The sequence below is a fragment of the Roseateles aquatilis genome, from assembly GCF_002205645.1.
In the GTDB taxonomy this organism is placed as follows: domain Bacteria; phylum Pseudomonadota; class Gammaproteobacteria; order Burkholderiales; family Burkholderiaceae_C; genus Roseateles; species Roseateles aquatilis.
On sequence record NZ_NIOF01000010.1, the window covers coordinates 1 to 23,218 of the forward strand.

At 69.6% G+C, this 23,218-nt stretch carries 23 protein-coding genes and 1 pseudogene; 8 read left to right on the forward strand and 16 right to left on the reverse strand.

Annotated features, from left to right (window positions below):
• Window positions 1-135 precede the first annotated feature (135 nt).
• On the reverse strand, window positions 136-1,077 hold the full coding sequence (locus tag CDN99_RS18925) for an MBL fold metallo-hydrolase (protein ID WP_088386457.1): 942 nt from the start codon (window positions 1,075-1,077) through the stop codon (window positions 136-138).
• 23 nt (window positions 1,078-1,100) lie between these two features.
• Entirely contained in the window at window positions 1,101-2,792 is a 1,692-nt protein-coding gene (locus CDN99_RS18930; protein ID WP_088386458.1) for a long-chain-fatty-acid--CoA ligase, read from the reverse strand.
• 263 nt (window positions 2,793-3,055) lie between these two features.
• On the opposite strand from CDN99_RS18930, the gene CDN99_RS18935 reads away from it, so the two are divergent.
• Window positions 3,056-3,982 (forward strand): esterase/lipase family protein, encoded by a 927-nt coding sequence (locus tag CDN99_RS18935; protein ID WP_141100867.1) that lies wholly within the window; start codon window positions 3,056-3,058, stop codon window positions 3,980-3,982.
• 97 nt (window positions 3,983-4,079) lie between these two features.
• Here the strand turns inward: CDN99_RS18935 and hppD are convergent, their stop codons facing one another.
• On the reverse strand, window positions 4,080-5,204 hold the full coding sequence (hppD, locus tag CDN99_RS18940; protein WP_088386460.1) for a 4-hydroxyphenylpyruvate dioxygenase: 1,125 nt from the start codon (window positions 5,202-5,204) through the stop codon (window positions 4,080-4,082).
• A 138-nt stretch (window positions 5,205-5,342) separates the two neighbouring features.
• Here hppD and CDN99_RS18945 point away from each other — a divergent pair, with 138 nt between their 5' ends.
• Complete coding sequence (locus CDN99_RS18945) at window positions 5,343-5,825, forward strand: Lrp/AsnC family transcriptional regulator (protein WP_088386461.1); 483 nt, start codon at window positions 5,343-5,345, stop codon at window positions 5,823-5,825.
• 207 nt (window positions 5,826-6,032) lie between these two features.
• Here the strand turns inward: CDN99_RS18945 and CDN99_RS18950 are convergent, their stop codons facing one another.
• The 6 genes from CDN99_RS18950 to fusA all read right to left on the reverse strand — a co-directional run bounded on the left by CDN99_RS18950 (window position 6,033) and on the right by fusA (window position 11,361).
• The gene (locus CDN99_RS18950) at window positions 6,033-6,644 is read right to left on the reverse strand and encodes a methyltransferase domain-containing protein (protein WP_088386462.1); all 612 of its coding nucleotides are present in this window, start codon (window positions 6,642-6,644) and stop codon (window positions 6,033-6,035) included.
• A gap of 76 nt (window positions 6,645-6,720) precedes the next feature.
• The gene (locus CDN99_RS18955) at window positions 6,721-7,602 is read right to left on the reverse strand and encodes an HDOD domain-containing protein (protein ID WP_088386463.1); all 882 of its coding nucleotides are present in this window, start codon (window positions 7,600-7,602) and stop codon (window positions 6,721-6,723) included.
• A gap of 120 nt (window positions 7,603-7,722) precedes the next feature.
• Window positions 7,723-7,977 carry a hypothetical protein gene (locus tag CDN99_RS18960; protein ID WP_088386464.1) on the reverse strand — a complete coding sequence of 85 codons (255 nt, stop codon included), beginning with the start codon at window positions 7,975-7,977 and terminating at the stop codon, window positions 7,723-7,725.
• Between the two features lie 66 nt (window positions 7,978-8,043).
• Window positions 8,044-8,229 carry a hypothetical protein gene (locus CDN99_RS18965; RefSeq protein WP_088386465.1) on the reverse strand — a complete coding sequence of 62 codons (186 nt, stop codon included), beginning with the start codon at window positions 8,227-8,229 and terminating at the stop codon, window positions 8,044-8,046.
• A gap of 292 nt (window positions 8,230-8,521) precedes the next feature.
• A complete protein-coding gene (locus CDN99_RS18970) occupies window positions 8,522-9,106 on the reverse strand; it encodes a hypothetical protein (RefSeq protein WP_088386466.1) in 585 nt (194 codons plus the stop codon).
• Window positions 9,107-9,231: 125 nt separating this feature from the next.
• Window positions 9,232-11,361 (reverse strand): elongation factor G, encoded by a 2,130-nt coding sequence (gene fusA, locus CDN99_RS18975; protein ID WP_088386467.1) that lies wholly within the window; start codon window positions 11,359-11,361, stop codon window positions 9,232-9,234.
• A gap of 247 nt (window positions 11,362-11,608) precedes the next feature.
• Here fusA and CDN99_RS18980 point away from each other — a divergent pair, with 247 nt between their 5' ends.
• Window positions 11,609-12,784, forward strand: a complete 1,176-nt coding sequence (locus CDN99_RS18980) for a PQQ-dependent sugar dehydrogenase (RefSeq protein WP_088386468.1) — start codon at window positions 11,609-11,611, stop codon at window positions 12,782-12,784.
• Window positions 12,785-12,818: 34 nt separating this feature from the next.
• On the opposite strand, the gene CDN99_RS18985 is transcribed toward CDN99_RS18980, so the two are convergent.
• The 3 genes from CDN99_RS18985 to CDN99_RS18995 all read right to left on the reverse strand — a co-directional run bounded on the left by CDN99_RS18985 (window position 12,819) and on the right by CDN99_RS18995 (window position 15,421).
• Window positions 12,819-13,358: a GNAT family N-acetyltransferase gene (locus tag CDN99_RS18985; RefSeq protein ID WP_088386469.1), complete on the reverse strand. Its 540-nt coding sequence runs from the start codon at window positions 13,356-13,358 to the stop codon at window positions 12,819-12,821.
• A 7-nt stretch (window positions 13,359-13,365) separates the two neighbouring features.
• Window positions 13,366-13,998, reverse strand: a complete 633-nt coding sequence (locus tag CDN99_RS18990; RefSeq protein ID WP_158218888.1) for a GNAT family N-acetyltransferase — start codon at window positions 13,996-13,998, stop codon at window positions 13,366-13,368.
• 241 nt (window positions 13,999-14,239) lie between these two features.
• Window positions 14,240-15,421 carry a sensor domain-containing diguanylate cyclase gene (locus CDN99_RS18995; protein ID WP_088386471.1) on the reverse strand — a complete coding sequence of 394 codons (1,182 nt, stop codon included), beginning with the start codon at window positions 15,419-15,421 and terminating at the stop codon, window positions 14,240-14,242.
• A 112-nt stretch (window positions 15,422-15,533) separates the two neighbouring features.
• On the opposite strand from CDN99_RS18995, the gene CDN99_RS19000 reads away from it, so the two are divergent.
• Window positions 15,534-16,661, forward strand: coding sequence for a lactonase family protein (locus CDN99_RS19000; protein ID WP_088386472.1), 1,128 nt, complete (start codon window positions 15,534-15,536; stop codon window positions 16,659-16,661).
• A 125-nt stretch (window positions 16,662-16,786) separates the two neighbouring features.
• Here the strand turns inward: CDN99_RS19000 and ftrA are convergent.
• Window positions 16,787-17,731 (reverse strand): annotated as a pseudogene (gene ftrA / locus CDN99_RS19005) (transcriptional regulator FtrA); the annotation flags it as partial.
• Window positions 17,732-17,967: 236 nt separating this feature from the next.
• Here ftrA and CDN99_RS19010 point away from each other — a divergent pair.
• The gene (locus tag CDN99_RS19010) at window positions 17,968-18,393 is read left to right on the forward strand and encodes a rhodanese-like domain-containing protein (protein WP_088386474.1); all 426 of its coding nucleotides are present in this window, start codon (window positions 17,968-17,970) and stop codon (window positions 18,391-18,393) included.
• Here the strand turns inward: CDN99_RS19010 and CDN99_RS19015 are convergent.
• The 3 genes from CDN99_RS19015 to CDN99_RS19025 all read right to left on the reverse strand — a co-directional run bounded on the left by CDN99_RS19015 (window position 18,377) and on the right by CDN99_RS19025 (window position 20,337).
• Complete coding sequence (locus CDN99_RS19015) at window positions 18,377-18,895, reverse strand: CreA family protein (RefSeq protein WP_088386475.1); 519 nt, start codon at window positions 18,893-18,895, stop codon at window positions 18,377-18,379. The genes CDN99_RS19010 and CDN99_RS19015 overlap by 17 nt on opposite strands.
• A 120-nt stretch (window positions 18,896-19,015) precedes the next feature.
• Complete coding sequence (locus CDN99_RS19020) at window positions 19,016-19,363, reverse strand: antibiotic biosynthesis monooxygenase family protein (protein ID WP_088386476.1); 348 nt, start codon at window positions 19,361-19,363, stop codon at window positions 19,016-19,018.
• Window positions 19,360-20,337, reverse strand: coding sequence for a hypothetical protein (locus CDN99_RS19025; RefSeq protein ID WP_088386477.1), 978 nt, complete (start codon window positions 20,335-20,337; stop codon window positions 19,360-19,362). The genes CDN99_RS19020 and CDN99_RS19025 overlap by 4 nt, the downstream gene beginning before the upstream one ends.
• 80 nt (window positions 20,338-20,417) lie before the next feature.
• Here CDN99_RS19025 and CDN99_RS19030 point away from each other — a divergent pair, with 80 nt between their 5' ends.
• The 3 genes from CDN99_RS19030 (at window position 20,418) to CDN99_RS19040 (ending at window position 23,216) form a co-directional block, all read left to right on the forward strand.
• Window positions 20,418-21,122, forward strand: a complete 705-nt coding sequence (locus tag CDN99_RS19030) for an ArsR/SmtB family transcription factor (protein WP_088386675.1) — start codon at window positions 20,418-20,420, stop codon at window positions 21,120-21,122.
• The gene (locus CDN99_RS19035) at window positions 21,119-21,916 is read left to right on the forward strand and encodes a DUF72 domain-containing protein (RefSeq protein WP_088386478.1); all 798 of its coding nucleotides are present in this window, start codon (window positions 21,119-21,121) and stop codon (window positions 21,914-21,916) included. The genes CDN99_RS19030 and CDN99_RS19035 overlap by 4 nt, the downstream gene beginning before the upstream one ends.
• A 94-nt stretch (window positions 21,917-22,010) precedes the next feature.
• Window positions 22,011-23,216, forward strand: coding sequence for a GGDEF domain-containing protein (locus tag CDN99_RS19040; protein WP_141100868.1), 1,206 nt, complete (start codon window positions 22,011-22,013; stop codon window positions 23,214-23,216).
• Window positions 23,217-23,218: the final 2 nt, after the last annotated feature.

Sequence of the window (23,218 nt, forward strand, 5' to 3'; positions counted from 1 at the left end):
CGACTCAGCGCCGATGATAGTGCGGACTCCCGTGTGAAAGTAGGTCATCGTCAGGCTAATTTCCCGCCAAACCCCTCGGTCAGCAATGATCGAGGGGTTTCGCCTTTTCGGGGCTGAATTCTGGGGCCTCGATATTCAGCGAATACTGATTACCGCGTCGGCTCCCGCCGAGCTTGCATTCAGCGCTTTATTTCGAACGAGGTCACCGATCACGCGCTCAGCCCATATTTGAAGTGGCTCAGCTGAATAGAACCGCTGCCAAATGTCGAGCAATACTGGCGTCTGAGTCAGCCAGTCGATCAGCGCCTGGAGTCGACTCTCTTGAACCTCCAGCATGTGGAAGACGATCAGCGCCTTCACGGCATGCAGTGCATGCCGGGCCGGCTCCTTACGGAAGTAAGCCAGCTTTTGACGAGCGGTCGAGAGTGCACCGGGGACATCGATGAACACTGCGCCATGCCCCGGTATCACGACCTCCGGACGAAGTGCTTCGATGATGTTCAGGGTGTCCTCCACCTCATCGAATGCCGAATCCCCGTCGAGCTCAGGAAACACGATCCCGAAGCCGCGCTCCCACAGCGCGTCGGCGGAAATGAGCGTTCGAAGGGATCGTTCAAAGAGGATGACCGAATGTGGGTCATGGCCCGGCGCCGCGTGAACCTCCCAGATCAACCGTCCTTGCCGAAGCCGATCCCCTGGCAGCAGCTTGCCGGCGGCGCTGAAGCGCTCACAACGCTGCCCCGTTGCCCGATAGCTCAGGCGCCTCTCGTCCCACGCCTGCACTGCCTCGAAGTCCCCTGGAGGAATCACGATCGGGCACCCATGCCGCGCGACCAAGGCCGCATTCCCACCGCAATGGTCGGAGTGAAGGTGCGTATTGGCGATGAGGCGAAGAGATTCGCCCTCGTGTAGGGCATCACCAATCAGCGCCAACGTCTGTTGAGCGTGACTCGCGTATCCGCTGTCGATAAGCACGGCCCCTTCATCCGCCGACGTCCCATGCAGCAGGATGTTGTTGGACGACAGCCACCCGCGCTCCAGCACCGTGACGCCGGCTGGCAGCAGCGAGTCGCTCATCGGGTGGGCCGCATTCGTATCCGCTATTGCCGAAGCTCGCGACGCAGAATCTTGCCGACATTCGTCTTCGGCAGTTCATCCCGGAACTCGATGTACTTCGGCCGCTTATAGCCCGTCAGCTGGGAATGGCAGAAGCTGCTGAGGTCTTCCTCCGCCAATGCTGGATCCCTCTTGATGACGAAGAGCTTCACGGCCTCGCCTGAATGCGGATCAGGCACGCCGACAGCGGCGCATTCCAGGACGCCGGGATGCATGTTCACGACTTGCTCGATCTCCGTCGGATAGACGTTGAAACCGCTGACCAGGATCATGTCCTTCTTGCGATCGACGATGCGCGTGAAGCCGTCGGCATCCATCACTCCGATATCACCAGTCTTGAAGAAGCCGTCCGGACCGATCGATTCGGCGGTGTCCTCTGGACGATTCCAATAGCCGGCCATGACTTGCGGGCCGCGGATGCAGATCTCGCCGCGCTCGCCCAGGGGCACGTCGTTCCCTGCATCGTCGCGAATGGCGAGCTCGGTGTTGGGCACTGGCAGGCCGATCGATCCATTGAACTTGTCGAGGTCCAGGCGGTTGATCGTCGCGACCGGTGACGTCTCGGAGAGCCCATATCCCTCGACCACCGGACAGCCCGTGATGCGCGACCACTTCTCGGCTGTCGCTTGCTGCACGGCCATGCCGCCGCCGTTCGAAATGACGAGTTCGCTGAAATCCAGCTTCGCGAAACCAGGATCGTTGGCCAGTGCATTGAACAGCGTGTTCACTGCCGGGAACATGTTGACGCGGTAATTGCGCAGCGTCGCGATGAGGCCGGGGATATCCCGCGGATTCGGAATCAGCAGGTTCATCATCCCCATCCGGGCGCCGAGCATGTAGCAGGCCGTCAGGGCGAAGATGTGATACAGCGGCAATGCGCAGACGATGGTGAGCGGCTTGTCGCCGATCTTCTGCAGCATCGGCGCGAACCACGCTTCGCTTTGCAGAATGTTGGCGATGACATTGCGATGCAGCAGCGTCGCGCCCTTGGACAGGCCGGTCGTGCCACCGGTGTACTGCAGGAAAGCCGGATCATCGGCGCCGAGCTGGACCGGCTTCAACGACATCCGCGCGCCTTCGGACAGCGCCTGGTTGAAACGCGTGACCGTGCGGCCGTCGGTCAAGGGGAGGCGGAACTCCGGCACCATCTTCTTCAGATGCCGGACCGCGAAGTTGATCAGCGGGCCGCGCCACCATCCCAGCATGTCGCCCAGTGAGGTCAGCACCACGTGCCTGACCTGCGTCCGCTCGATGACCTCCGACAAAGTCTTCGCGAAGTTCTCCAGGACGATGATGACCTCGGCGCCAGAGTCCTTCAACTGGTGCTCGAGCTCGCGTGGCGTGTACAGCGGGTTCACGTTCACGACGACATAACCGGCGCGCAGGATGGCCGCGATCGTCACCATGTACTGCAGGACGTTGGGCATCATGATCGCCACGCGGGCGCCGCGTGCCAGTCCTCGCTGCTGCAACCAGGCGCCAAGTGCCGATGACAACTCATCGACCTGGCCGAAGGTGAGCCGCTGATCCATGCAGACCGCGGCATCGCGCCGCGCATGCTTGCGGAAGGCCTCCTCCAACAGGGCCACCAGCGAGGGATAGACATCAACCGAAATCTCGGCGGGGACGCCCGGCGGATAGCTCTTCAACCAAGGTTTGTCGGCGTAGGTGGTCATGTCTCCTCGTCTCGTTCTTGATGGGGAAGGGGCGTCGCGCCGCTGGAGCCTTCGATGCTGGCCGGAGCCGCTTGCCTGGCGTAGGGGAGTTGCCCTAGGCCGCCTCGTCGCGTCCGGGACAACGAGGGCGACCGTTGCTCGTCGAGTCGACCCGCGAAGCATTTTCCGAAGACCAGGCGCGGGCCAACCGATGCGCGCCCCTGGCAGGGCGAGTCCTTCGCGCAGGCCCCTACACTCGCGCGATTGTCTGATCGGGAGCCTTGATGAACGGCAGGTTGCAGCGCCTCAGCTCGCTGTTTCGTTGGATCGCCGGCCCGCTGCTCGCGGTGCTGGCCGGGTGGCATTGGGGGCCGTGGGGCTTCGTCGGCGTGCTCCTGCTTTTCGTGGTGGGGCCGGCGCTGGCGATGCTGCCGGGTTTTCTGATCCTGCGCTTCATTCCCCCCGCTCCCGGGTTGCCGGTCGCTCCGATGGGGGATCTGCTGCAGGCCTGGTGGCGCGAGGTCGTCGTGGTGACGAGGGTCTTCAGTTGGCAGCAACCGTGGGCCGAGCATCAGGAGCCTGACTACCTCCCCCCGCCCGAGCAGGCGCGGGGGCGTCGCGGCGTCGTGCTGCTGCATGGCTACAGCTGCAATCGCGGGTTGTGGAACGGCTGGATGCGGGAGCTTCGCCGGCGTGGCATTCCGTTCATCGCGGTGACGCAGGAGCCCGCCTTCGGCTCCATCGATCGGTACGCGCCGGTCGTCGATCGCGCGATGCGCACGCTGCAGGACCATACCGGTCTGCCGCCGCTGATCGTCGCGCACAGCATGGGCGGCCTGAGTGCGCGGGCCTGGTGGCGCAGCGTGGGACACCCGCAGGACCGCGTTCATCGCATCCTGACGCTGGGCACGCCGCACCATGGCACCTTGCTGGCCCGACTGGGGACAACCGAGAACGCCAAGCAGATGCGGGGCGACGGTGAATGGTTGAACCAACTGGCCCGTGACGAAGCGGGGCGGTGGGCCGACCACTTCGACTGCCTCTACGGGCATTGCGACCAGATCGTCTTTCCGGCCGAGACCGCCGTGCTGCCCGGTGCCCGCGTGCTGCACCTGCGCGCGCGGGGACACCTGCAGCTGGTCTTCGAGCCCCAGGCGTTCGAGCGCGCGCTGACGTTGCTCGAAGAGCCTGCCCTGTCCCGCGCCGCCTGAAAGCGAAAAGGGCCTGGAACTCGCGTTTCAGGCCCCTCTTGCGGGTGACCGCCTTGCTCGGCGGTGGTGCGACCGTCAGCTGTCGATCAGTGGGCGATCAGGCGTCAGCCTTCAGCACGCCGCGGCGGATCTGATCGAGCTCGATGCTCTCGAACAGCGCCTTGAAGTTGCCCTCGCCGAAGCCTTCGTTGCCCTTGCGCTGGATGATCTCGAAGAAGATCGGCCCGATCACTTCCTTGGTGAAGATCTGCAGCAGCAGCTCGTGCGGCGCGCCCTGGTGCGCGGCGCCGTCGATCAGGATGCGCAGCCGGCGCAGCTCGTCCAGGCTCTCGTTGTGCTCGGGCAGGCGCTTGCTCACCAGGTCGTAATAGGTGTCGATGGTGTCCTGGAAGGACACGCCGGTATCCCGCATGCCTTCGACGCTCTTGTAGATGTCGTCGGTGCCCAGCGCCACGTGCTGGATGCCCTCGCCGTGGTACAGGTCCAGGTACTCGGCGATCTGGCTCTTGTCGTCGCTGCTCTCGTTGATCGGGATGCGGATCTTGCCGCAGGGGCTGGTCATGGCCTTGGACTTCAGGCCGGTGAGCTTGCCCTCGATGTCGAAGTAACGGACCTCGCGGAAGTTGAACAGGCGCTCGTAGAACTCCGCCCATTCCTTCATCCGGCCGCGGAACACGTTGTGGGTCAGGTGATCGATGTAGGTCAGGCCATGGCCGACCGGCTTCGACTCGACCGGCTTGCCGTCGGCATCCAGCAGCGGGACGAAGTCCACGTCGTAGATGCTGATGTTGCCGATCTCGCCGGCGGCCGCGCCGTTCTTGCCTTGCCAGCGGTCGACGAAGTAGATCAGCGAGTCGCCGATGCCCTTGATCGCCGGGATGTTCAGCTCCATCGGACCGGCCTTGTTGTCGAAGCCCCAGGCGCCCAGCTCCAGCGCGCGCTGATAGGCGAAGGCGGCATCCTTGACCCGGAACGCGATCGCGCAGATCGACGGTCCATGCAGGCGCGCGAAGCGCTGCGCGAAGGCATCCTGCTCGGCGTTGATGATGAAGTTCACATCGCCCTGGCGATACAGCGTCACGTTCTTGTGGCGATGGCGGGCGACGGCGACGAAGCCCATCGAGGTGAACAGCGCGCCCAGCGCGGCAGGATCGGGGGCGGCGAACTCGATGAATTCGAAGCCGTCGGTGCCCATGGGGTTGTCCCAAGGAGTGAATGCCATGTCTTGTCTCCGGTACCCCGGTCAAGGGGGTTTGATCAGCGATTGCTTCCGCCACTGTAGGGGGAAGGGTCCGCAGGATTCCTGCGATACAAGGCGCGACAACGAGGGGTGGCGCAAGAATCCTGCAAGAATCCAGGGATGGACAAGCAGATCGAGCTTGATGCGATCGACAGACGCATCCTCCACGCCCTCCAGGCCGATGGCCGGATGACCTACGACGCGCTGGCGGCGCAGGTGAACCTGTCCTCGTCGGCCGTGCTGCGACGGGTGCGCCGATTGGAGGAGGACGGCGTCATCACCGCCTACGTCGCCCTGGTCAATCCGGAACGGGTCGGACTCGGGCTGACGGCCTACATCAACGTCAGGCTGGAGAAACACACCGACAGCCACAAGCGCACGCCGATGGACCTGTTCCGCGCGGCGGTGCTGACTTGGCCCGAGGTGATCGAGTGCGCCGCGCTGACCGGGGAGATGGACTACCTGCTGCGGGTACTGGTCCGGGACATGAGCCACTATGCGCGCTTCATCAGCGACACGCTGCTCAGGCATCCGAGCGTGCAGGACTGCAAGACGAGTTTCGTGCTGGACCGGCTGAAAGATACGACGGCGTTGCCGGTGTGAGGTGACGCGCGGTGGCGGGGCTGCCCACCAGCCCGCCTGCCCGCGACGCGGGACGTGCCACATGCGGCGCGTTGGCCGCGGAAGCACGGGGCCGGCCTTCACTGAAACCCCGTGCTCCCCCGTCCCCCATCACCGAGGTCCCCCACGGCCGCGGACCGAGGTTCTCCACGGTTCTTTGGGGAAGGTTGGGGTGGCGGGTGCGCGTGTCTAGCGGCGTTCGAGGACCAGCGCGAGTTCGAACCAGCCGCGTTCGTGCGCCTGCTGGGCGTAGGGGGGCGCGGGCCACTTCCAGAGGGCTTGAGGGAACAGTGCGCGCATCGCGTTGATGTCGCAGTGGTACGGCGGGCCGATGACCTGGCCGTGCTCGGATTCCTCGCGGCGAGCCTGCATGAACAGCGCCAGCAAGCGCCCACCCGGCTTCAACCAGCGCTGCAGCTGCTCGGCGTAGGTGGTCCAGTGGTCGGGGTGCAACGCGCAGAGGCAGGTCTGCTCGTAGACGACGTCCAGCGCATGGTCGGGCCGCCAGGCCAGCACGTCGGCCTGCTCGACACGCCCCGGCAACCGCTCCTGGGCCAGCTTGGCGCGGGCGATGTCGACGGCCGCGGGCGTGTAGTCCAGGCCGGTCACCTCCAGCCCCGCGCGAGCCAGCACCGCGAGCTCGTGTCCACGTCCGCAGCCGGGTACCGCGATGCGTTCGCCCGGGCGCAGCAGGCCCGCGTCCAGCCAGGCGCTCAGTTGGGGATGCGGTCCGCCACGGTCCCAGGCGGTCTGCCCGGTCTCGAAACGCTGTTGCCAGAACTCGCGGTCAGGTCCCGCCATGGCTTGTCTCCTCGCGTCTGATGCGCTGCTCGAAAACCGCAGCCTACCGCGAGTGGCGCTGGCGCCGCGCAAGACCTCAGATGACGCCGTCGACCTCGTGCACCAGCTTCAGCGTGTGAGCGGGGGAGAGGCTCATCAGCTCGCCGATCTCGATCAGGTCGTCGGGCACGGCGGGGTTCTCCCAGCTTTGCGCGGTGTGCCGCGCGAGGCGCACCGCCAGCGTCACGCAGCGGACCTGTGGATCGAGGCCCTTCTTGTCGTCGACGATGTGGGCCAGCAGCTCCGGCAGATGCCACGCGCGCATCAACGCCTGCTCCAGATCGCCCAGCTCGATGTTGAGCACCGCGCGTTGCGCCGCCACGCTGCGCAGCGTCGAGTCGGCCGTCTGGCGGCGCTGGATCTCCAGCGCCAGGTCCGGCGCCTCGCACCACAGCAGCATCTCGGAGAAATCGTGCAGCAGCGCCGCGCCGTGGATGACCTCGGCGTCGGGGTCGGCACGATGCGCGGCGAAACCCAGCGCGAAGCGTGCCGCCCGCTCGGCGCGGTGCAGCACGCGCTGCAGGCCGGCAAGCGCGTCGGGACGCGCGGCCAGCCGCTGCTCGACCGTCGGCTGCTCGCCGAAGGCCCGGAAGAAGGGAGTGATGCCCATCAGCACCAACGCGGCCGTGACCGTCTCGGTGTCGGTCAGCAGCCGGCTGGAGCGCTGCGACGTGGCATACGCCAGCAGCTTGAGCGTCATCAGCGGATCCTTGTTCAGGATGTCGCCGAGCAGGCGCGCGTCGACCGCGTCCTCATTCGCACGCCAAAGCTCCAGTTGCTCGGCCGTGCTGGCCAGCACCGGAAGCTCCAGGTCGCGGAAGTGCGCCGTCCAGGCCGACAGGTCCGGCAAGGGCCGTGTCAGCGGCTGGAACGGCGCGCCGCTCGCGGAGGGCGCAGAAGCAGCGGGCGGAACGCTCATGGTCATGAAGCGAGGTCGCCGCGGTGGCGGCGATACACGGTGGTCGTTCATCGTATATCGGCGCGCCGTCCGCCAGCTTGATCCCCACCGCGGCCAAGGCGACCGCGAACCAGACCGCGATCACAGCCGTTGCACACCCGCGAGGGTGCCCAGCAGTTGACCGTCCGCGTAGATCCGGCCGCCTTCGGCGTCCGCCGCGGGGCTGAACTCGAACTCATGCGAGTCCGATCCCTGCCGCGCCGCGGGCGCGACCCGCCACGCCCAGCTGATCAGGCGCCCGCCGGCGCCCAGCAGCATGATCGCCAACCAGCCCCTGAGGCTTTGCTGGCGGGCCAGGCCATGCATGCGGCCCGGCATCAAGATGATTTCTTGCATTGCTTGTCTCCCTGGACGGCCTTCGCCGGGCCGGGAAGACGTCCCGGTCCGTCGGAGGCTCGCCCTTCAAGGGCTGAAGTCGTCGTGTCGCTGGAGCTCGCGCTTCAGCGCCTGGTGTTCCTGCTGGCGGCGTGCGCCCGCGGTCGGGCCGTGGCGGCCCGCTGAACGGCCGTGGCTGGCTGCCACGAAGGGATTGCGCGGCTTGCGCAGCGTCAGGGTCTGGCGCGGACGGGGTGTGATGAACTGGGCCATGGCAGCCTCCTTGTGGTGACGGATGGGAAGGGTCGGAGCGGAGCGCCGCGGGCTCGGAGCGGTCAGCTGCAAGAGGCTGTCCACCACGGCGGGGGCTCAAAAGTTGCGCAGATGATAAACATTCGATTATCTTGCGCAAGTGCTTTTTATCTGACGTTGTCCCCAGCCGACGGGACGCGGATGGCGCAGGCGCGATCACCCGGCGACAGGCCGCGGCGCCTGCCGGTCAGGGGCATCGATGTGGAACGGGGCGGGGGCGAATGGCCCGCGCTGCCAGCGCGCTCACGCGCGATCAGCGCTTCTTCGGCTTCAGCGGCGCGATGCTTTGCTGCAGCTTGCGCCATTCGTCGACCTGCGTGGTCGGCGATGCGGCGGGCTTCGGGGCCGGCGCCGGAGCAACAGCGGCGGTGGAGGGCGTCAGCACTTCGCCCAGCAGGTCCAGCAGACGGGTACGTGCCCGTTGCGGATGGCGCCGGTAGTAGGTCAGGACCAGGCCGACGATGAAGCGCTCGTCGTCGTCCTGCGGCAGGCTGGGGGAAGGCTCGGGCGCGCCCGGCGCGCCGGCCGGCGAGGCGCGGCCTGATAAAGGTCCGTTGCCCTGGAGGCTGGTCGCGCCGTGCTCCACATCCATCCAGCCGTTGGGCTTGTGGCTGAGCTGTTCGAACTGGCGGGCCAGCCGCTCACCGATCTGGCGGGACCGGCTCTTGATCTGGCTCCAGTAGCTGGGCTGGATCTGCAGACGCTCGGCGAAGCGCCGTTCCAGGCCGCGCAGGGCAGCGACGTCGGGGTTCTTGATCGTCGCGGCGACAAACTCGTCGAACAGGCGCATCGCGTTGTCCAGGCGGATCTGCGCGACATCGCGGGAGGCGGAGCACATCCCCCAATGATAAAGCTTCGTTCACCAGCGCCCGCCCGGCGGCCCGGCTTCGTGCCGGCGCCGTTGCGGGAAGGGCCGGTGCCATGTCGCCGTCGCTGCCGGCGTCGGGCGGCCCACGCCGGCCGCTACTCGTCGTCTTTCAGGTGATAGCCGGCCGAAAGCTGCGCCTGCGTGTTGGGCGGCACCGCCTCGTAATGGGACAGCACCATCGAGTAGCGACCCTGCCCGCTGGTCATCGCGTTGAGGCGGTTCTGATAGGCGCTCAGCTCCGCCAGCGGTGCCAGCCCCTCGACGCTGATCTGCCCCGGCACGATGCTTCGCGTCCCCAGCACCTGACCGCGCCGCGCCGCCAGGTCGCCGGTGACGTCGCCGGTGGACGCCTCGGGCGCGTTGATCTCGATCTCCACGATCGGCTCCAGCACGATGGGCCGGGCCTCGCGCACGGCGGCGATGACCGCCTTGCGGCCGGCGGCGATGAAGGCGACCTCCTTGGAGTCCACCGAGTGGTGCTTGCCGTCGAAGACCGTCACCCGCAGGTCCACGACCGGATAACCGGCCACGACGCCGCGCTCCAGCGCCTGCCGGACGCCCTTCTCGACGGCCGGCATGAACTGGCCCGGCACCGTGCCTCCCTTGACGGCGTCGCGGAACTCGAAGCCGGCGCCGCGCTCCAGCGGCTCGACCCACAGCCAGACCTCGCCGAACTGGCCGGCGCCGCCGGTCTGCTTCTTGTGGCGACTGTGCCCCTCGGCCTTCGCGGAGATGGTCTCCCGGTAGGCGATCTTCGGCGGCTGGGTCTGGACGTCGAATTTGTAGACCTCCTTCAGCCGGTCGAGCAGCACGCGCAGGTGCAGCTCGCCCAGGCCGTGGACCAGCGTCTCGCCGCCTTGCGGGCCCAGCCCCTCCTGATCGCCGCCGCGCTCCAGGCGCAGGCAGGGGTCTTCTTCCACCAGCCGCGTCAGCACCTCCCACAGCCGCTGCTCGTCGCCATGCCGGCTGGGCTGGATGGCGATGCCGTGCACCGGCGTTGGCAGCGACACCGGCGCCAGATGCAGGTGCTCGTCCTCCTGTGCATCGTGCAGCACCGCGTCGTAATGGATCTCCTCCAGCTTGGCCAGCGCGCACAGGTCGCCGGGCAGCGCCTGCTCGATCTCGATGTGCTCCTTGCCCTGCAGCATGAACAGATGCGCGACCCGCACCGGCTTGCGCGCATGTCCGACGAACAACTGCGCGTTCTTCCTCAGCGTGCCCTGGTGGACACGCAGCATCGCCAGCTTGCCCAGGTAAGGATCGGACTGGACCTTGAAGACATGCGCGACGACATGCCGCGTGGGGTCCATCTCGATGAACAGCGGCTCGGCCTCGTCGCCCTCGCGGCGCAGGAACTGCGGCGGGTTGGCCTCGTAGGGGTTGGGCAGCAGCTTCTCGATGATGTCCAGCAGTTCGGCCACCCCGGCGCCGGTGCGCGCCGACACGAAGCAGACGGGGATCAGGTGGCCTTCGCGAAAGGCCTGCTCCAGCGGTGCGTGCAGCTCGGTGGCGGGCACGTCGCCGTCGTTGAGATAGCGGTCGACGAAGTCCGGATCGACCTCCACCACCTGCTCCACCAGCGCGCGGTGCGCGGCCTCGACCGAGCCGAAGTCGCTCTCGCCGCTGCAGCCGAAGAAGCAGTCCTGCACCCGGGCGCCACGCGCGGCGGGCAGGTTCAGCGGCAGGCATTCGCGGCCGAAGGCGGTCTGCAGTTGCCCCAGCAACGCCTGCGCGTCGACGCCGGGCGCGTCGATCTTGTTGACGATGATCAGCCGCGTCAGGTCGCGCCCGGCGGCGGCGTCCATCATCCGCTGCGCCATCAGCTCCAGGCCGGTCTGCGCGTTGATGACGACGGCGACGGTCTCGACCGCCTCCAGCACCGGCAGCGCCTGGCCGATGAAATCGGGCGCGCCGGGCGTGTCCAGCAGGTGGATCCGCAGCCCATCGTGCGCGATGTGCATCAACGAGGTCTGCAGGGAATGCTGCATCCGCCGCTCCAGCGGGTCGTGGTCGCTGACGGTATTGCCTTTCTCGACGCTGCCGGCGCTCTTGATCGCGCCCGCTTTCAGCAGCAGCGCCTCGGCCAGCGCGGTCTTGCCGGCGCCGGCCGGGCCGGTCAGTGCCAGGGTACGGATCGCCGCGATGCCGGGATGCCGAGGCAACGCGGCGATGCCTGGGCTGCCGGCGGGGGCGCCTTCCAGGTCGGGGGTGGGGCTGGGGCACATGGCTCGATCCTCTCAGGCAAGAGTTGGACGTGGTCAGGAGCCGGAATTGCAGCCAGCGTAGAGGAAGCGCCCGGCATGCACAAGCGAGGGGCATCGATGACCGCCCATGGCGCCGACGCACCGACCGCCAGCGCCGGCCACCGCCGGCCGACAGGCGCGGTCGCTCGTCGCCGCTCGCGGAGCCGGCGCGAGCGGCGCCTAGACTCGCCGGATCGACAGGGTCGACACAACTTCAAGGAGAACGGACATGAGCGTGGCGGAATGGATCTCGACGTTGGCGGTCGCGGTGGCGGCGACCGCCTGCGGCGGCGGCGGCGGTGGGGGCGGTGGCGACGACACGGCCCTGCCCACGCAGCCCGGCGGTGGCGCGGCGGCCCCGACGATGCAGACGCTGAACACGGGCCTGGACCGCCCCTGGGGCATTGCGCAACTGCCTGACGGGCAATTGCTGGTCACGCAGAAGGGCGGCACGGTGGTGCGCCTGTCCGCCACCGGCAAGACGCAGGCGACCGTCACGGGCGTGCCCAAGGTGCTCGACAGCGGCCAGGGCGGCCTGCTCGGCATCGCGATCGATCCCGACTTCGCGACCGCCGGCGGCAACTGGGTCTACGTCTCCTACTCGGAGCCCGGCACCGGCGGCGAGACCGGCCTGGCCGGCACGTCCGTCGCGCGGGGACGCCTCGCCGGCGACGCGCTGACCGACGTGCAGGTGATCTTCCGCCAGTCGCCGAAGGTCGACAGCCCCGGGCACTACGGCTCCCGGCTGGTCTTCGCGCGCGACAAGACGCTCTACATCACCACCGGGGAGCGCATGAAGGGCGCGCCGTCTCAGGACCTGCAGCAGACGCTGGGCAAGGTGATCCGCGTCAATCGCGACGGCAGCATCCCAGCCGGCAATCCGACGTTCGCCTCGCCGGCCAGGCCGGGCATCTGGAGCTACGGCCACCGCAACATCCAGGGCGCGGCGCTGAATCCCCGCACCGGCGAGCTCTGGATCACCGAGCACGGCCCGCAAGGCGGCGACGAGGTCAACATCGCCCGCGCCGGCCAGAACTACGGCTGGCCGGTGAAGAGCTACGGCTGCCCCTACGGCTCGCCGGTCGACGACGCCTGCCGCATCGGCGGCGGCACCCACGCGCCGACCTACGTGGAGCCGCTGACGACCTGGACGCCGATCTCCATCGCCCCCGCCGGGCTGACCTTCTACACCGGCGACATGTTCCCGGAGTGGCGCGGTCAACTGATCTCCGGCTCGCTGGCGGGCACGGCGCTGTGGCGCATCGCGCTGGACGGCGACACCGTGACCGGCAAGGAGAAGATGTTCGGCGACCTGGGCGAGCGCTTCCGCGACGTCATCCAGGCGCGCGACGGCTCGCTGCTGATGGTCACCGACGGCGGCAAGCTGCTGCGCCTGGCGCGCTGAGCCGTCCCGGCGCGCGCGTCGCGCCGTCTCGCGATCAAGCCGTGGCGTCCGGGGCCAGGCGTTTCCAGTACAGGGCCGTCGCGCGCAACTCGCCATTCGGGCTGGTGGCGAAGCATGGGATCTCGCCGGTGCGCTGCCAGCCCAGAGACTGGTAGAACGCCTCGGCGCCCGACTGCGCCTCGGTGTCCAGCACCAGCAGCGTGAGACGCTCCTGGCGCGCGGCCTGCTCCAGCGCCGCCATCAACCGGACCGCCACACCGCGCCGCCGCGCGTCGCGATGGACCATCAGCTTCTGCACCTCGGCGCGATGCCGCCCGTTGGGCTTGCCACAGATCGAGAGCTGCACCGTGCCGAGCACGCGGTCGCCCTCGCGGGCGATCCAGAGGCGCTGGCGCGGACCGAGCTGATCGAAGACGCCTTCCCAGTACTCGCGCATCTGCGCCTCGTCGACGTCCTCCAGGAAGCCAAGCGAGCCACCGCCGTCGATGGTGTCGAAGAACAGCTCGCCGAGGGCGGGCATCCAGTCGCGGTCGGCGCCGCGCAATTCGATGAGGTCCAGGAGGGGCGTGGTCATGCCCGCATCAGACCAGATGCGGCAGGCGCTTGTAGTACATCGCGGCGGCCTGCAACTGGCCTTCGGCGCCGTGGCAGTGGTCGGGGATCTGGCCGGCGCGTTGCCAGCCCAGGTGCGCGAAGACCGCCTCGGCCTGCGAGTCGGCGCAGGTCTCCAACTGCAGCAGGTAGCGGCCCTGCGTGGCGGCGGCGCACTCCAGGCGGCTCATCAGCTGGCCGGCGACGCCGCGGCTGCGCTCCTGGCTGTGCACCATCAGCCGTTGGACCTCCCCACGATGGTGCGCGTTGGCCAGCGGGCACAGCGACATCTGGACCGCGCCCAGCAGCCGGCCGGGTCCCTCGGCCTCGCAGGCGATCCACAGCGCGTGGTGCTGCCCCAGCCGGGCGAAGACGCCGTGCCAGTAGTCCAGCGCCTGATAGCGCGACATCGGCGCCAGGAAGCCCAGCGTCGCGCCGTGGTGCACGTTGTCGATCAACAGGTCCGTCAGGGCCGGCAGCCACTGCAGATCGCGGGAGCTCAGCTTGACGACCTCGATCGAGGCGCGTTGCAGGGAAGGGGACGCGGCCGCGTCGGCGGCCAGCGCATTGAGGGCTCGCGGGGCGCGGGCATGGACGGCGGTGGGGCTGAGGGCGACATACATGGGCGGTGAACTCCAGGTCTCGGGTACGACTGTCCCGGTGGTCGATCTTTTGGATCTGCGAAGGTCGGGACCTGGAAAACCCTGACGCAAACGTCGTGCCAGCCCACGGGCCCCCGCTCGCGATTGGGCGATTGCCGCGCGATCGCGGTGGCGGCGAAGCGGACCTGCGTGATCCACGTCACGATTGGGCCGACGCACGCCCGGCGGCACGACCCCTGGCGGCGGGCGCGAGCGGGTGGCGTCAGGCCGGGACCGCGACGCTGAGCTCAGCCTCCAGCCCCGGTTCGGCGCACAGGCGCCCCTTGCCCTGGCCCTTGGCGGCATACAACGCCGCCTCGGCACGGCGCAGCAGGTCGTCGATGTTGCGATCGCCGCCGCGCAGCTTGGCCCAGCCGGCGGAGTAACCCAGCGTGAAGCCGAGCTCGCGCGGCGCCTGCTCCAGCAGCGCGTCGCGCTGGCGGCGGTCCAGCGCCGGCGGTCCGACCAGGTCCGACCGCGCCATCAGCACCGCGAAGCGCTGGCCGTCGATGCGGGCGACGACGTCGCCCAGCCGCTTCTGCTCGTCCAGGCAGCGGGCGAACAGCGCGATCGCCTGATCACCCTTGGCCTCGCCGTGCGTGGCGTTGATCGCCTTGCAGCCGTCCAGGTCCATGACCAGCAGCATCAGCGGCTCGTTGTAGCGCCGCGCCATCGAGATCATGTCCACCGAGCGTTGCTGGAACGCGCGCCGGTTCGAGAGCCCCGTGGCGGCGTCGACCTGCGAGAGGCGGCGCAACTCGGCCTCGCTCTCGCCGCGCCAGGCGACCAGGATCGCGATCGCCGCGGCCAGCACGCAGATGTTGGCCATCACCGCGAAGCCCATGTTGAGCGGGTGATCGGCGTCGAAGCTGGGCAGGTGCGCGGTGTCGAAGCCGGCCAGGTAGGCGCGGGCCAGGTTCAGCAGCGCCAGCAGGCCCATGCTGGCCGAGAGCAGCAGCCGCCAGCGCAGGTTGCCCACGGGGCCGCGCTTGACCGGCTGCATCAGGCTGACGCACAGCGCCAGCATCTGCAGCCCGATGCAGCCGTTGGACCAGGCCAGCCGCAGCGCGTAGTTGTCCCAGCCCGCCCCGTAGCCGACCATCACCAGCACCGGCATGGCGCGCTGGATCCACCGCCCGGTGCGGCCCGGCAGCCATTGGTCCGCCGCCATCCACAGCAGCGACACGCTGACGCTGAGCAGGCCCAGCGCCAGGATCGACGTCGGCCGCGTGCCGTCCGGCGGCAACAGCAGCAGCGCCCAGCCGGCGGCCTGCGCGAAGGCGCTGAGCTGCGCGCGGCGCGCGGCGAGGCTGTCGCACCACCCCAGCAGCAACGGCAGCAGCACCGCCAGCGACAGGGACTGGATCAACATCAGGCTGAACAGCGTCGGGACATCGAAGCGCATACGTGCGGGCCGGCGGCGAGGCCGGCGTGGGCAAGGCTTGATCGGGCATTGTGGCCGTGTCCGGGGCACCCCGGCTTGGGGCTTGCGAGGGGGACCCGTAAAGTAGCCGCCGATGAGTCCCTTCACCTCCGCCACGCCCGCCACGCCATCCGTCCTCGAACCGGGACCGGTCCCCACCGCGACGAGCGGCGCGTTCGGGACCGTCGGAGCCGCGAGAGCCGCCGCGCCGCCCTTCGCCTTCGCCGGCGGTTATGCGCCGCGATGCGCCGGCATCCATGCGCTCCATCGAGACGGGGACGGCCGCGTGCGGGCGGTGCTCGCCGCCGAGCTGGCCGGCAGCCCGACCTGGCTCCACCTCGCCGATGACGGCCGGCGCCTGCATGCGCTGCTGGAGGAGTCGCATGAGCTGGTCAGCTTCGACGTGGCCGCGGCCGATGGCGCGCTGACCTTGATCGCCCGCCATCCGACGGGCGGGGTGCTGCCGGTGCACCTCCAGCTCGACGGCGCCCATGCCTGGATCGCGCATTACGGCGACGGCACGCTGCGCCGGGCCCCGGTGGGCGCGGACGGCGCGCTCGGCGCGCCTGACATGACGCTCACGCCGCGCGCCGGGGGTGAGCCGCATGCCCACATGGTCCGCCGCCATCCGCGCTGGCCGCTGATGCTGGCGAGCGACCTGGGACAGGACCTGCTCCGCGCATGGCGCATGGACGCAGGCCCGCGCCCGGTGGAGCTCGACGGTCTCGCCCTGCCGTCAGGCAGCGGCCCGCGGCACTTCGTTTTTCACCCGCGCGACGATGGCCAGCTCTATCTGCTGAACGAGCAGGCGAACGCGCTTGACTGGCTGGGCCTGGACGCGCACGGTCGGCTGACGCCTCGCGCCCGGCTGAGCAGCCTGCCCGCCGGCTTCGAGGGCCTCAGCCATGCCTCGGACCTGCTGGCCGCGCCGGACGGCCGGCGGCTGTTCGCGCTCAACCGGCTGCATGACGGGATCGCGGTCTTCGATCTCGACGCGCAAGGCCGCCCCGCCTGGACCGGCGAGGTGTGGGCGCAGGGCAGTTATCCGCGCAGTGCGACGTTCAGTCCGGATGGTCGTGAACTCTGGGTCTGCCTGCAGCGCAGCCACCAGATCTGCGTGTTCGAGTTGGATGACGCCTGCGATGGCACCGGGCTGCCTCGCTTCTCGGGCCGCTTCATCGACATGCCGGGCGCGGCGAGCCTCGTCTTTCGCCAACGCTGACACCATCGACATCGACATCGACATCGACATCGACATCGACATCGACATCGCCGAGGCGCCACGCCACGCCACGCCACGCCACGCCACGCCGCGACCGACCGGGCCGCATGGATGCCGCCCGACCCCTATCCGAATTGACGCCGATACCTCGACGGCGCCGGCAGCCCCATCCGTCGGAAGTGCCGCCGCATCGATTCCGGCGAGCCCAACCCGGCAAGGTCGGCGATGGCCTCGATATCCAGCGCCGCCCGTGTTTCCAGCAACTCCTTCGCGATGCCGACGCGCTCGCGCGTCAGCCATTCGAGCGGCGCCAGGCCGGTGCTGTCCTTGAAGCGGCGCTGCAGCGTGCGCGCGCTCATCGCGATGCGGCGGGCCATGGACTCGACGGTGTGCGCCTCGCGCGGATGCGCGCGCAGCCAATCCTGCAACACGGCGATGGGGCTGGCCTCGTCCGACGGCATCGGCCTGGGCACGAACTGCGCCTGACCGCCCTCGCGATGCGGCGACATCACCAGCCGCTGCGCCACCGCGTTGGCCACGCGCGGTCCGTGATCGCGGCGGACCAGGTGCATCAGCATGTCCAACCCGGCGGCCGACCCGGCGGAGGTGACGAGTCGGCCCTCGTCGACATAGAGCGCCGACGGGTCGACATCGATCCTGGGGAACTCGCGCGCGAGCCGCTCGGCATAACGCCAGTGCGTCGTCGCGCGGCGACCGTCGAGCAACCCCGCATGCGCCAGCACGAACACGCCGGAGCAGATCGTGCACAGCCGGGCACCCCGGGCGTGGGCGGATCGCACGGCCCGCAGCAGCGCCTCGGGCGGGCGCTCGGCGGCATCGCGCCAGCCGGGGATGACGACGGTGTCCGCGCGCCGCAGCGTCGCCAGGCCGTGCGGCGCCTCGATGCGCACGCCACCGGTGCCGCGCAGCGGACCGGGTTCGACGGCGCACACCGCATGGCGGTACCAGGCGATGCCGAGCTCCGGCCGCTCCAGCGCGAAGAGCTCGACGGCGCAGCCGAACTCGAACATGCACAGCCGGTCGTAGGCGAGGATCGCGACGAGGTGCGGCGTGCCGGGAGAGGGCGCCGACGCGGGCGGGCGCCGCGACGCACGCGCAGCGCGCGGAGGCGCCGAGGCGGCAGAAGCCGCGGAAGCCGGGGTCGCTGACGTTGGCGCGGCTTGAGGTCGGCGTGGCATGGCGTGATGTTACCGGTCGGCGTCATTCCAGCCACTCGCCGACGACGCGCCGTGTCGCGACACTGGCGCCATCGATACAGCGTTCATGCCGAACGAAAGGACCGCCGATGGCCTCGCATGTCTCCACCGTTCCCGCCGCGCCCAGCGCCGCGGCGCTCGCCCACTTCGAGGGCGCCTTCGCCTTCGAGACCGACTGCTGGGATGTCCACGACGCCTTCTCGCGCGGACAGCCGGACTTCGTGCTGCTCGACGTGCGCAGCCACGAGCTGTACGCGCGCGGCCACGTGCCCGGCGCGTCGAGCCTGCCGCACGCCAAGATCACCGCGGGCAAGATGGCCGCGTACCCGATGGACACGCTGTTCGTCGTCTACTGCGCCGGGCCGCACTGCAACGGCGCGCATCGCGGGGCGGCACGGCTCGCGCGGCTGGGCCGGCCGGTGAAGCTGATGATCGGCGGGCTGACCGGGTGGGTGGACGAGGGGTTCGAGGTGGCGGTGGCTCAGCCGGCCGCGGCCGTCACTTCACCGGAATGACCGTCGCCCGATCGACCGGCACCGCTGTCACGCTGTTCTGCGGCGATCCTTCGATGACGCGGTCGCTGTAGGTCAGGTAGACCAGCGTGTTGCGCTTGGCGTCGACCATGCGCACGACGCGCAGCCGCTTGAAGACCAGCGAGGCGCGCTCGGAGAAGACCTCCTCCTGCCGGGGCAGCGGCTTCGGGAAGCTGATGGGGCCGACGGCGCGGCAGGCGATCGACGCCTCGGACTTGTCCTCCGCCAGGCCCAGTCCGCCCTTGATGCCGCCGGTCTTGGCGCGCGACACGTAGCAGGTCACGCCGTTGACGGCGGGATCGTCGTAGGCGTCGACGACGATCTTGTGGTTCGGGCCGATGAACTTGAACACCGTGCTCACGTCGCCGATTTCCTCGGCGCTGGCGGCCATGCCGGCCGAGGCGGCCAGCGCCAGCGCGGCGGCGGTGGACAGGATCGCCGCGCGGCTGACACGGCGAAGGCGGAGAAGACGAGGGCTGCGCATGCTGAGGACTCCTTGGGTCCGTCGTTGTAGCACGCGCGCCGTCAACGAATCGCGAAGGATTTCAACGGTCCCGCGAGCGCCGCGGCGGCCATCGCCGTGATCACTCGCGATCCTCCGCGATCACGCGTGGTGGCGCTCCCGGCTGTCTGCCGGCGCCTGCTCGCGCGCCGTCATGCCGTAGTCGCGCAGCACGGCGGCGACACGCAGCCGATAGTCGGCGAAGACGCCGGCGCGGCCCTCGGCCTGTGCTTCGCGATGCGTCTCCAGGCGGCGCCAGGCGCGCACCGCTGCCTCGTCCCGCCAGAACGACAGCGACAGCAGCTTGGTCGGGTCGGTCAGGCTCTGGAAGCGCTCGATGCTGAGGAAGCCGTCGATCTCCTGCAGCAGCGGCTTGAGTTCCGCGGCCAGTTCCAGATAACGATCGCGCCCGTCGGCGCTGGGCGTGACTTCGAAGATGACGGCGATCATGGCTGGGTCTCCTGGTCGATGACGCGGGCCGGATGGAACCGCGGGATGTCCATGTTGGGCAGCGACAGCGGCGTGTCCACGTCCGGCAGCCGCAGGCCGGGTTGCTGGGCGAGCCAGCCCAGCGCCGCGTGCAGGGTGGCGAGGGTCAGGCCTTGCCCGGGGCAGCGGTGCGCGCCGTCGCCGAACGGGTGATCGGTGCCCGCCAACGGCACCACGACCGGCGCGCCGACCGGCTCGCGCCGATCGAAGCGCCGCGTGTCGCGGACCGCCCCACCGTCGCGGGCGATGTGCCACAGCGCCTCGCGTGTCGGCGCGCCGCCGCCGGTTTTCATCGCCAGCAGCGCGTGGCCGAGCAGCGAAGCGCCGGCCTCATGGCTCTGCCAGATCAGCGCCAGCCGGTTGGCCGCGAAGGTGGCGCGGTCGGACCAGCGCGCCGGTGGTGCGTGGCGCAGCAGCGTCCATTGCAGCGGCGCGTCCGGCGAGCGCCGTTCAGCCTCGTCGAGGGCCTGCAGCAGGTGCTCGACCGCCGTGCCGGCCGCCCGCACCGCATCGCCGTCCGCCGCGGCGCTCAGCCCACCCGCCATCGTGCGCAGGGCCGCATGCAGCCGCTGCTGCGCGGCGAGGTCGTCGATCGGCAGGCCGAGCAGGCTGGCGACGGTCGCCGCCGGCACCGCCCAGCTCCAGTGCGGCCAGTCGCCTGCCCACGCGATGGCGGCTTGCCGGCGCGCGTGCGAGCGGATGTCGTCGTCGGAAAGCGCCTGCAGCGCACGCGTGAGGAAGCACTTCTCGGCCGCGTGGGCGTCGTCGTCGCGCTGCCTCAGCCAGCGCGCGAAGACGTCGGCCAGGGCGCCGCCATGCGCGCGAAGCGGGGCCGGAAGCGGCTCGCCGGGCGGGCGCATCCGCAAGTCCGGATCCTGCAGCGGGGAAAGGGCGGGCGGCGCGGCGGCGGCGCCTTGGAACGGGCAGGCAGTCATCGAATGAGCCTCGAATGCGGGTCGATGCGGGAATCTTCGCGGTACGCCGCCAGGAACGCTTCGCTTAGCATCGAAGCATGATTGACGTTCCGACCGCCGACGAGGCGCTCGCCCACATCGCCGCCAGCATGGCCGAGCCGGTCCGCGCCCGCATGCTGTGCTGCCTGATGGACGGGCACGCGCGCACGGCCACGGAGCTGGCCGCCGTCGGCGACGTGGCCGCGTCGACCGCCAGCGCGCACCTGGCCAAGCTGCTGGCGCAGGGGCTGGTCGCGTGCATGGCGCAGGGCAAGCACCGCTATTACCGGCTGGCCGGCGCCGAGGTGGGCCAGGCGCTGGAGGCGATGCTGGTGCTGGCCGGGCAGCCGAAGCCGCGCTTCGAGCCGAGCACGCCGCCGGCGCTGCGCCAGGCGCGCCGCTGCTACGACCATCTGGCCGGCCATTGGGGCGTGCGGCTGCATGATCACGCGCTGCGGCGGGCCTGGATACTTCCGGACGACGACGAGCCGCGCGGCTACCGCTTGAGCGACGCGGGCGCGGACGCGCTGCGGGAGCTCGGCGTGGACGTGGCGGCCGCCACCGCCGCGCGACGTCGCCGGCTGGCCTGCGCCTGCATGGACTGGAGCGAGCGCCGCCCGCACCTGGGCGGCGCGATCGGCGCGGCCTGGCTGCAGGCGATGCTGGCGCAGGGCTGGCTGGACCCCGACCTGGACAGCCGCGCGCTGCGCGTCACGCGGCGCGGACAGACCCGACTCGAACGATTGCTGGAGGACACGACGACATGAGCACTGCGATCCGCGTGGGCATCGGTGGCTGGAACTTCGAGCCATGGCGCGAAACCTTCTATCCGAAGGGCTGGCCCGCCGCCCGGGAGCTGGAATACGCCAGCCGCCAATTGACCGCCATCGAGGTCAACGGCACCTACTACAGCACGATGAAGCCGGCCACCTTCGCCAAGTGGCGCGACACGGCGCCGGAGGGCTTCGTGTTCTCGCTGAAGGCCAACCGCTTCGCCACCAACCGGCGCGTGCTGGCCGAGGCCGGCGACTCGGTGCGGCTGTTCCTGCACAGCGGCGTCTCGGAGCTCGGGCCCAAGCTGGGGCCCATCGTCTGGCAGTTCGCGCCGACCAAGCGCTTCGATCCCGCCGACTTCGGCGCGTTCCTGAAGCTGCTGCCGTCGCAACTGGACGGCGTGCCGATGCGGCATGCGCTCGACGTGCGGCACGAGAGCTTCCGCGATCCGGCTTTCCTCGCGATGGCGCGCGATCACGGCGCGGGCGTCGTGTTCACCGAGTCCGACGACTATCCGGCCATTCCCGACCTGACGACCGACTTTGTCTACACCCGCGTGATGCGCACGCGCTCCGAGCTGGTGACAGGCGTCACCGACGAGGAACTGGACAGCCTCGCCGCCTGCGCCTCGCGGTGGGAGTCGGGCGGTCAGCCGGACCGCCTGCCGCTGGTCGAGGCGGATCGCGCGCCGGCCCGGCAGCGACGCGACGTCTTCGTCTTCTTCATCAGCGGCGCCAAGGAGCGCGCGCCCGCCGCCGCGATGGCGCTGATCGAGCGCCTGGCCTGAGTCCCGAGTCGGCGCCGCGGCCAAGGGGGCACTGTCATGCTTGGGGTGGTCGGCGGGGCGCCGATCACTACACTGTCCCATCATGCCGGCCTTGATGATTCACATCCCGACGCTGATGCTGGCGCTGCTGAGCGGCTTCGCCATGCTCGGGGTGCAGCTGTGGATGGCGCAGCGCAGCCGCCTGCGCTATCTGGATCTGGGCGTGTGGACCTGGGGCTCGTGGATCCTGCTGGGCGGCTTCGCGATGCTGTCGGCGCGCCCGGTGCTGCCGGTGTGGCTGTCCGCGCTGGCCGGCAACGGCCTGATCGCCCTGGGCATCGTGTTCTACAACGAGGCCATCCACCGTCACGTGCTCGACCGCTCGCTGCCACGCTGGATGTGGTGGGGCGCGCCGGCGACGGCCTGGGCGCTGACCGCGTGGATGCTGAGCTGGCCGCTGGCGGCACGCACCAGTGCGATCTCGCTGGTCTTCGCGGCGCTGCTGTGCCCGGCGATCGTCGTGCTGATGGGCCCGGGCTGGCGCGGCGAGTCGTCGCTGCGCGCGGTGGCCCTGACGCTGCTGGCCGCCGCGGCCAGCTTGCTGCTGCGCAGCATCCACGCGATCACCAATCCCGAGGAGTACCAGGACCTGATGCAGAGCAGCCTGGGCCAGGGCCTGACCTTCCTGTTCAGCTTCATCAGCCTGATCGGCGCCGGTTTCGGTTTCGTGCTGGCGAATTTCGAGCGGGTGGCGCGTCGCATGGAGGACATGGCCACCACCGACGGCCTGACCGGTTGCCTCAACCGCATGACCGCCGACGCGCTGCTGCGGCATGAGCTCGAGCGCTGCCGCCGCGAGGGCACGCCGCTCGCCTTCGTGCTGCTGGACCTGGACCACTTCAAGGACATCAACGACTGCCACGGGCACCACGCCGGCGATGCCGCGCTGCGTGCCTTCGCGGCCGAGGTACGACTGCGGCTGCGCGCGTCGGACGTGGTCGGCCGCTGGGGCGGCGAGGAGTTCGGCCTGGTCCTGCCGGCCACCGACGAGCCGGGCGCGACGCGGCTCGTGGACCAGATCCGCGAGGCGGTGGCGACGCTGAAGCTGTGCGACGGCGAGGGGCGGCCCTTCAGCCTGACCGTGTCCGCCGGCATCGCCGTGGCGCAGCGGGGCGCCAGCCTCAACGGCGATCAGATCTTCATGCGCGCCGATCGTGCGCTGTACCGGGCCAAGGACGGCGGTCGCAACCGCGTGCAGGTGCACGACAGCGCCTGGCCCCGGGAGTCGGACGTCGGCGGCATCGAGAGCTCCGCGGCCTGAGC

Excerpts from the sequence above, each read along its gene's own strand:
- CDN99_RS18925 (WP_088386457.1), bottom strand. The coding sequence starts at position 1,077 with ATGAGCGACTCGCTGCTGCCAGCCGGCGTCACGGTGCTGGAGCGCGGG.
- CDN99_RS18930 (WP_088386458.1), bottom strand. The coding sequence starts at position 2,792 with ATGACCACCTACGCCGACAAACCTTGGTTGAAGAGCTATCCGCCGGGC.
- CDN99_RS18935 (WP_141100867.1), top strand. The coding sequence starts at position 3,056 with ATGAACGGCAGGTTGCAGCGCCTCAGCTCGCTGTTTCGTTGGATCGCC.
- hppD (WP_088386460.1), bottom strand. The coding sequence starts at position 5,204 with ATGGCATTCACTCCTTGGGACAACCCCATGGGCACCGACGGCTTCGAA.
- CDN99_RS18945 (WP_088386461.1), top strand. The coding sequence starts at position 5,343 with ATGGACAAGCAGATCGAGCTTGATGCGATCGACAGACGCATCCTCCAC.
- CDN99_RS18950 (WP_088386462.1), bottom strand. The coding sequence starts at position 6,644 with ATGGCGGGACCTGACCGCGAGTTCTGGCAACAGCGTTTCGAGACCGGG.
- CDN99_RS18955 (WP_088386463.1), bottom strand. The coding sequence starts at position 7,602 with ATGAGCGTTCCGCCCGCTGCTTCTGCGCCCTCCGCGAGCGGCGCGCCG.
- CDN99_RS18960 (WP_088386464.1), bottom strand. The coding sequence starts at position 7,977 with ATGCAAGAAATCATCTTGATGCCGGGCCGCATGCATGGCCTGGCCCGC.
- CDN99_RS18965 (WP_088386465.1), bottom strand. The coding sequence starts at position 8,229 with ATGGCCCAGTTCATCACACCCCGTCCGCGCCAGACCCTGACGCTGCGC.
- CDN99_RS18970 (WP_088386466.1), bottom strand. The coding sequence starts at position 9,106 with ATGTGCTCCGCCTCCCGCGATGTCGCGCAGATCCGCCTGGACAACGCG.
- fusA (WP_088386467.1), bottom strand. The coding sequence starts at position 11,361 with ATGTGCCCCAGCCCCACCCCCGACCTGGAAGGCGCCCCCGCCGGCAGC.
- CDN99_RS18980 (WP_088386468.1), top strand. The coding sequence starts at position 11,609 with ATGAGCGTGGCGGAATGGATCTCGACGTTGGCGGTCGCGGTGGCGGCG.
- CDN99_RS18985 (WP_088386469.1), bottom strand. The coding sequence starts at position 13,358 with ATGACCACGCCCCTCCTGGACCTCATCGAATTGCGCGGCGCCGACCGC.
- CDN99_RS18990 (WP_158218888.1), bottom strand. The coding sequence starts at position 13,998 with ATGTATGTCGCCCTCAGCCCCACCGCCGTCCATGCCCGCGCCCCGCGA.
- CDN99_RS18995 (WP_088386471.1), bottom strand. The coding sequence starts at position 15,421 with ATGCGCTTCGATGTCCCGACGCTGTTCAGCCTGATGTTGATCCAGTCC.
- CDN99_RS19000 (WP_088386472.1), top strand. The coding sequence starts at position 15,534 with ATGAGTCCCTTCACCTCCGCCACGCCCGCCACGCCATCCGTCCTCGAA.
- CDN99_RS19010 (WP_088386474.1), top strand. The coding sequence starts at position 17,968 with ATGGCCTCGCATGTCTCCACCGTTCCCGCCGCGCCCAGCGCCGCGGCG.
- CDN99_RS19015 (WP_088386475.1), bottom strand. The coding sequence starts at position 18,895 with ATGCGCAGCCCTCGTCTTCTCCGCCTTCGCCGTGTCAGCCGCGCGGCG.
- CDN99_RS19020 (WP_088386476.1), bottom strand. The coding sequence starts at position 19,363 with ATGATCGCCGTCATCTTCGAAGTCACGCCCAGCGCCGACGGGCGCGAT.
- CDN99_RS19025 (WP_088386477.1), bottom strand. The coding sequence starts at position 20,337 with ATGACTGCCTGCCCGTTCCAAGGCGCCGCCGCCGCGCCGCCCGCCCTT.
- CDN99_RS19035 (WP_088386478.1), top strand. The coding sequence starts at position 21,119 with ATGAGCACTGCGATCCGCGTGGGCATCGGTGGCTGGAACTTCGAGCCA.
- CDN99_RS19040 (WP_141100868.1), top strand. The coding sequence starts at position 22,011 with ATGATTCACATCCCGACGCTGATGCTGGCGCTGCTGAGCGGCTTCGCC.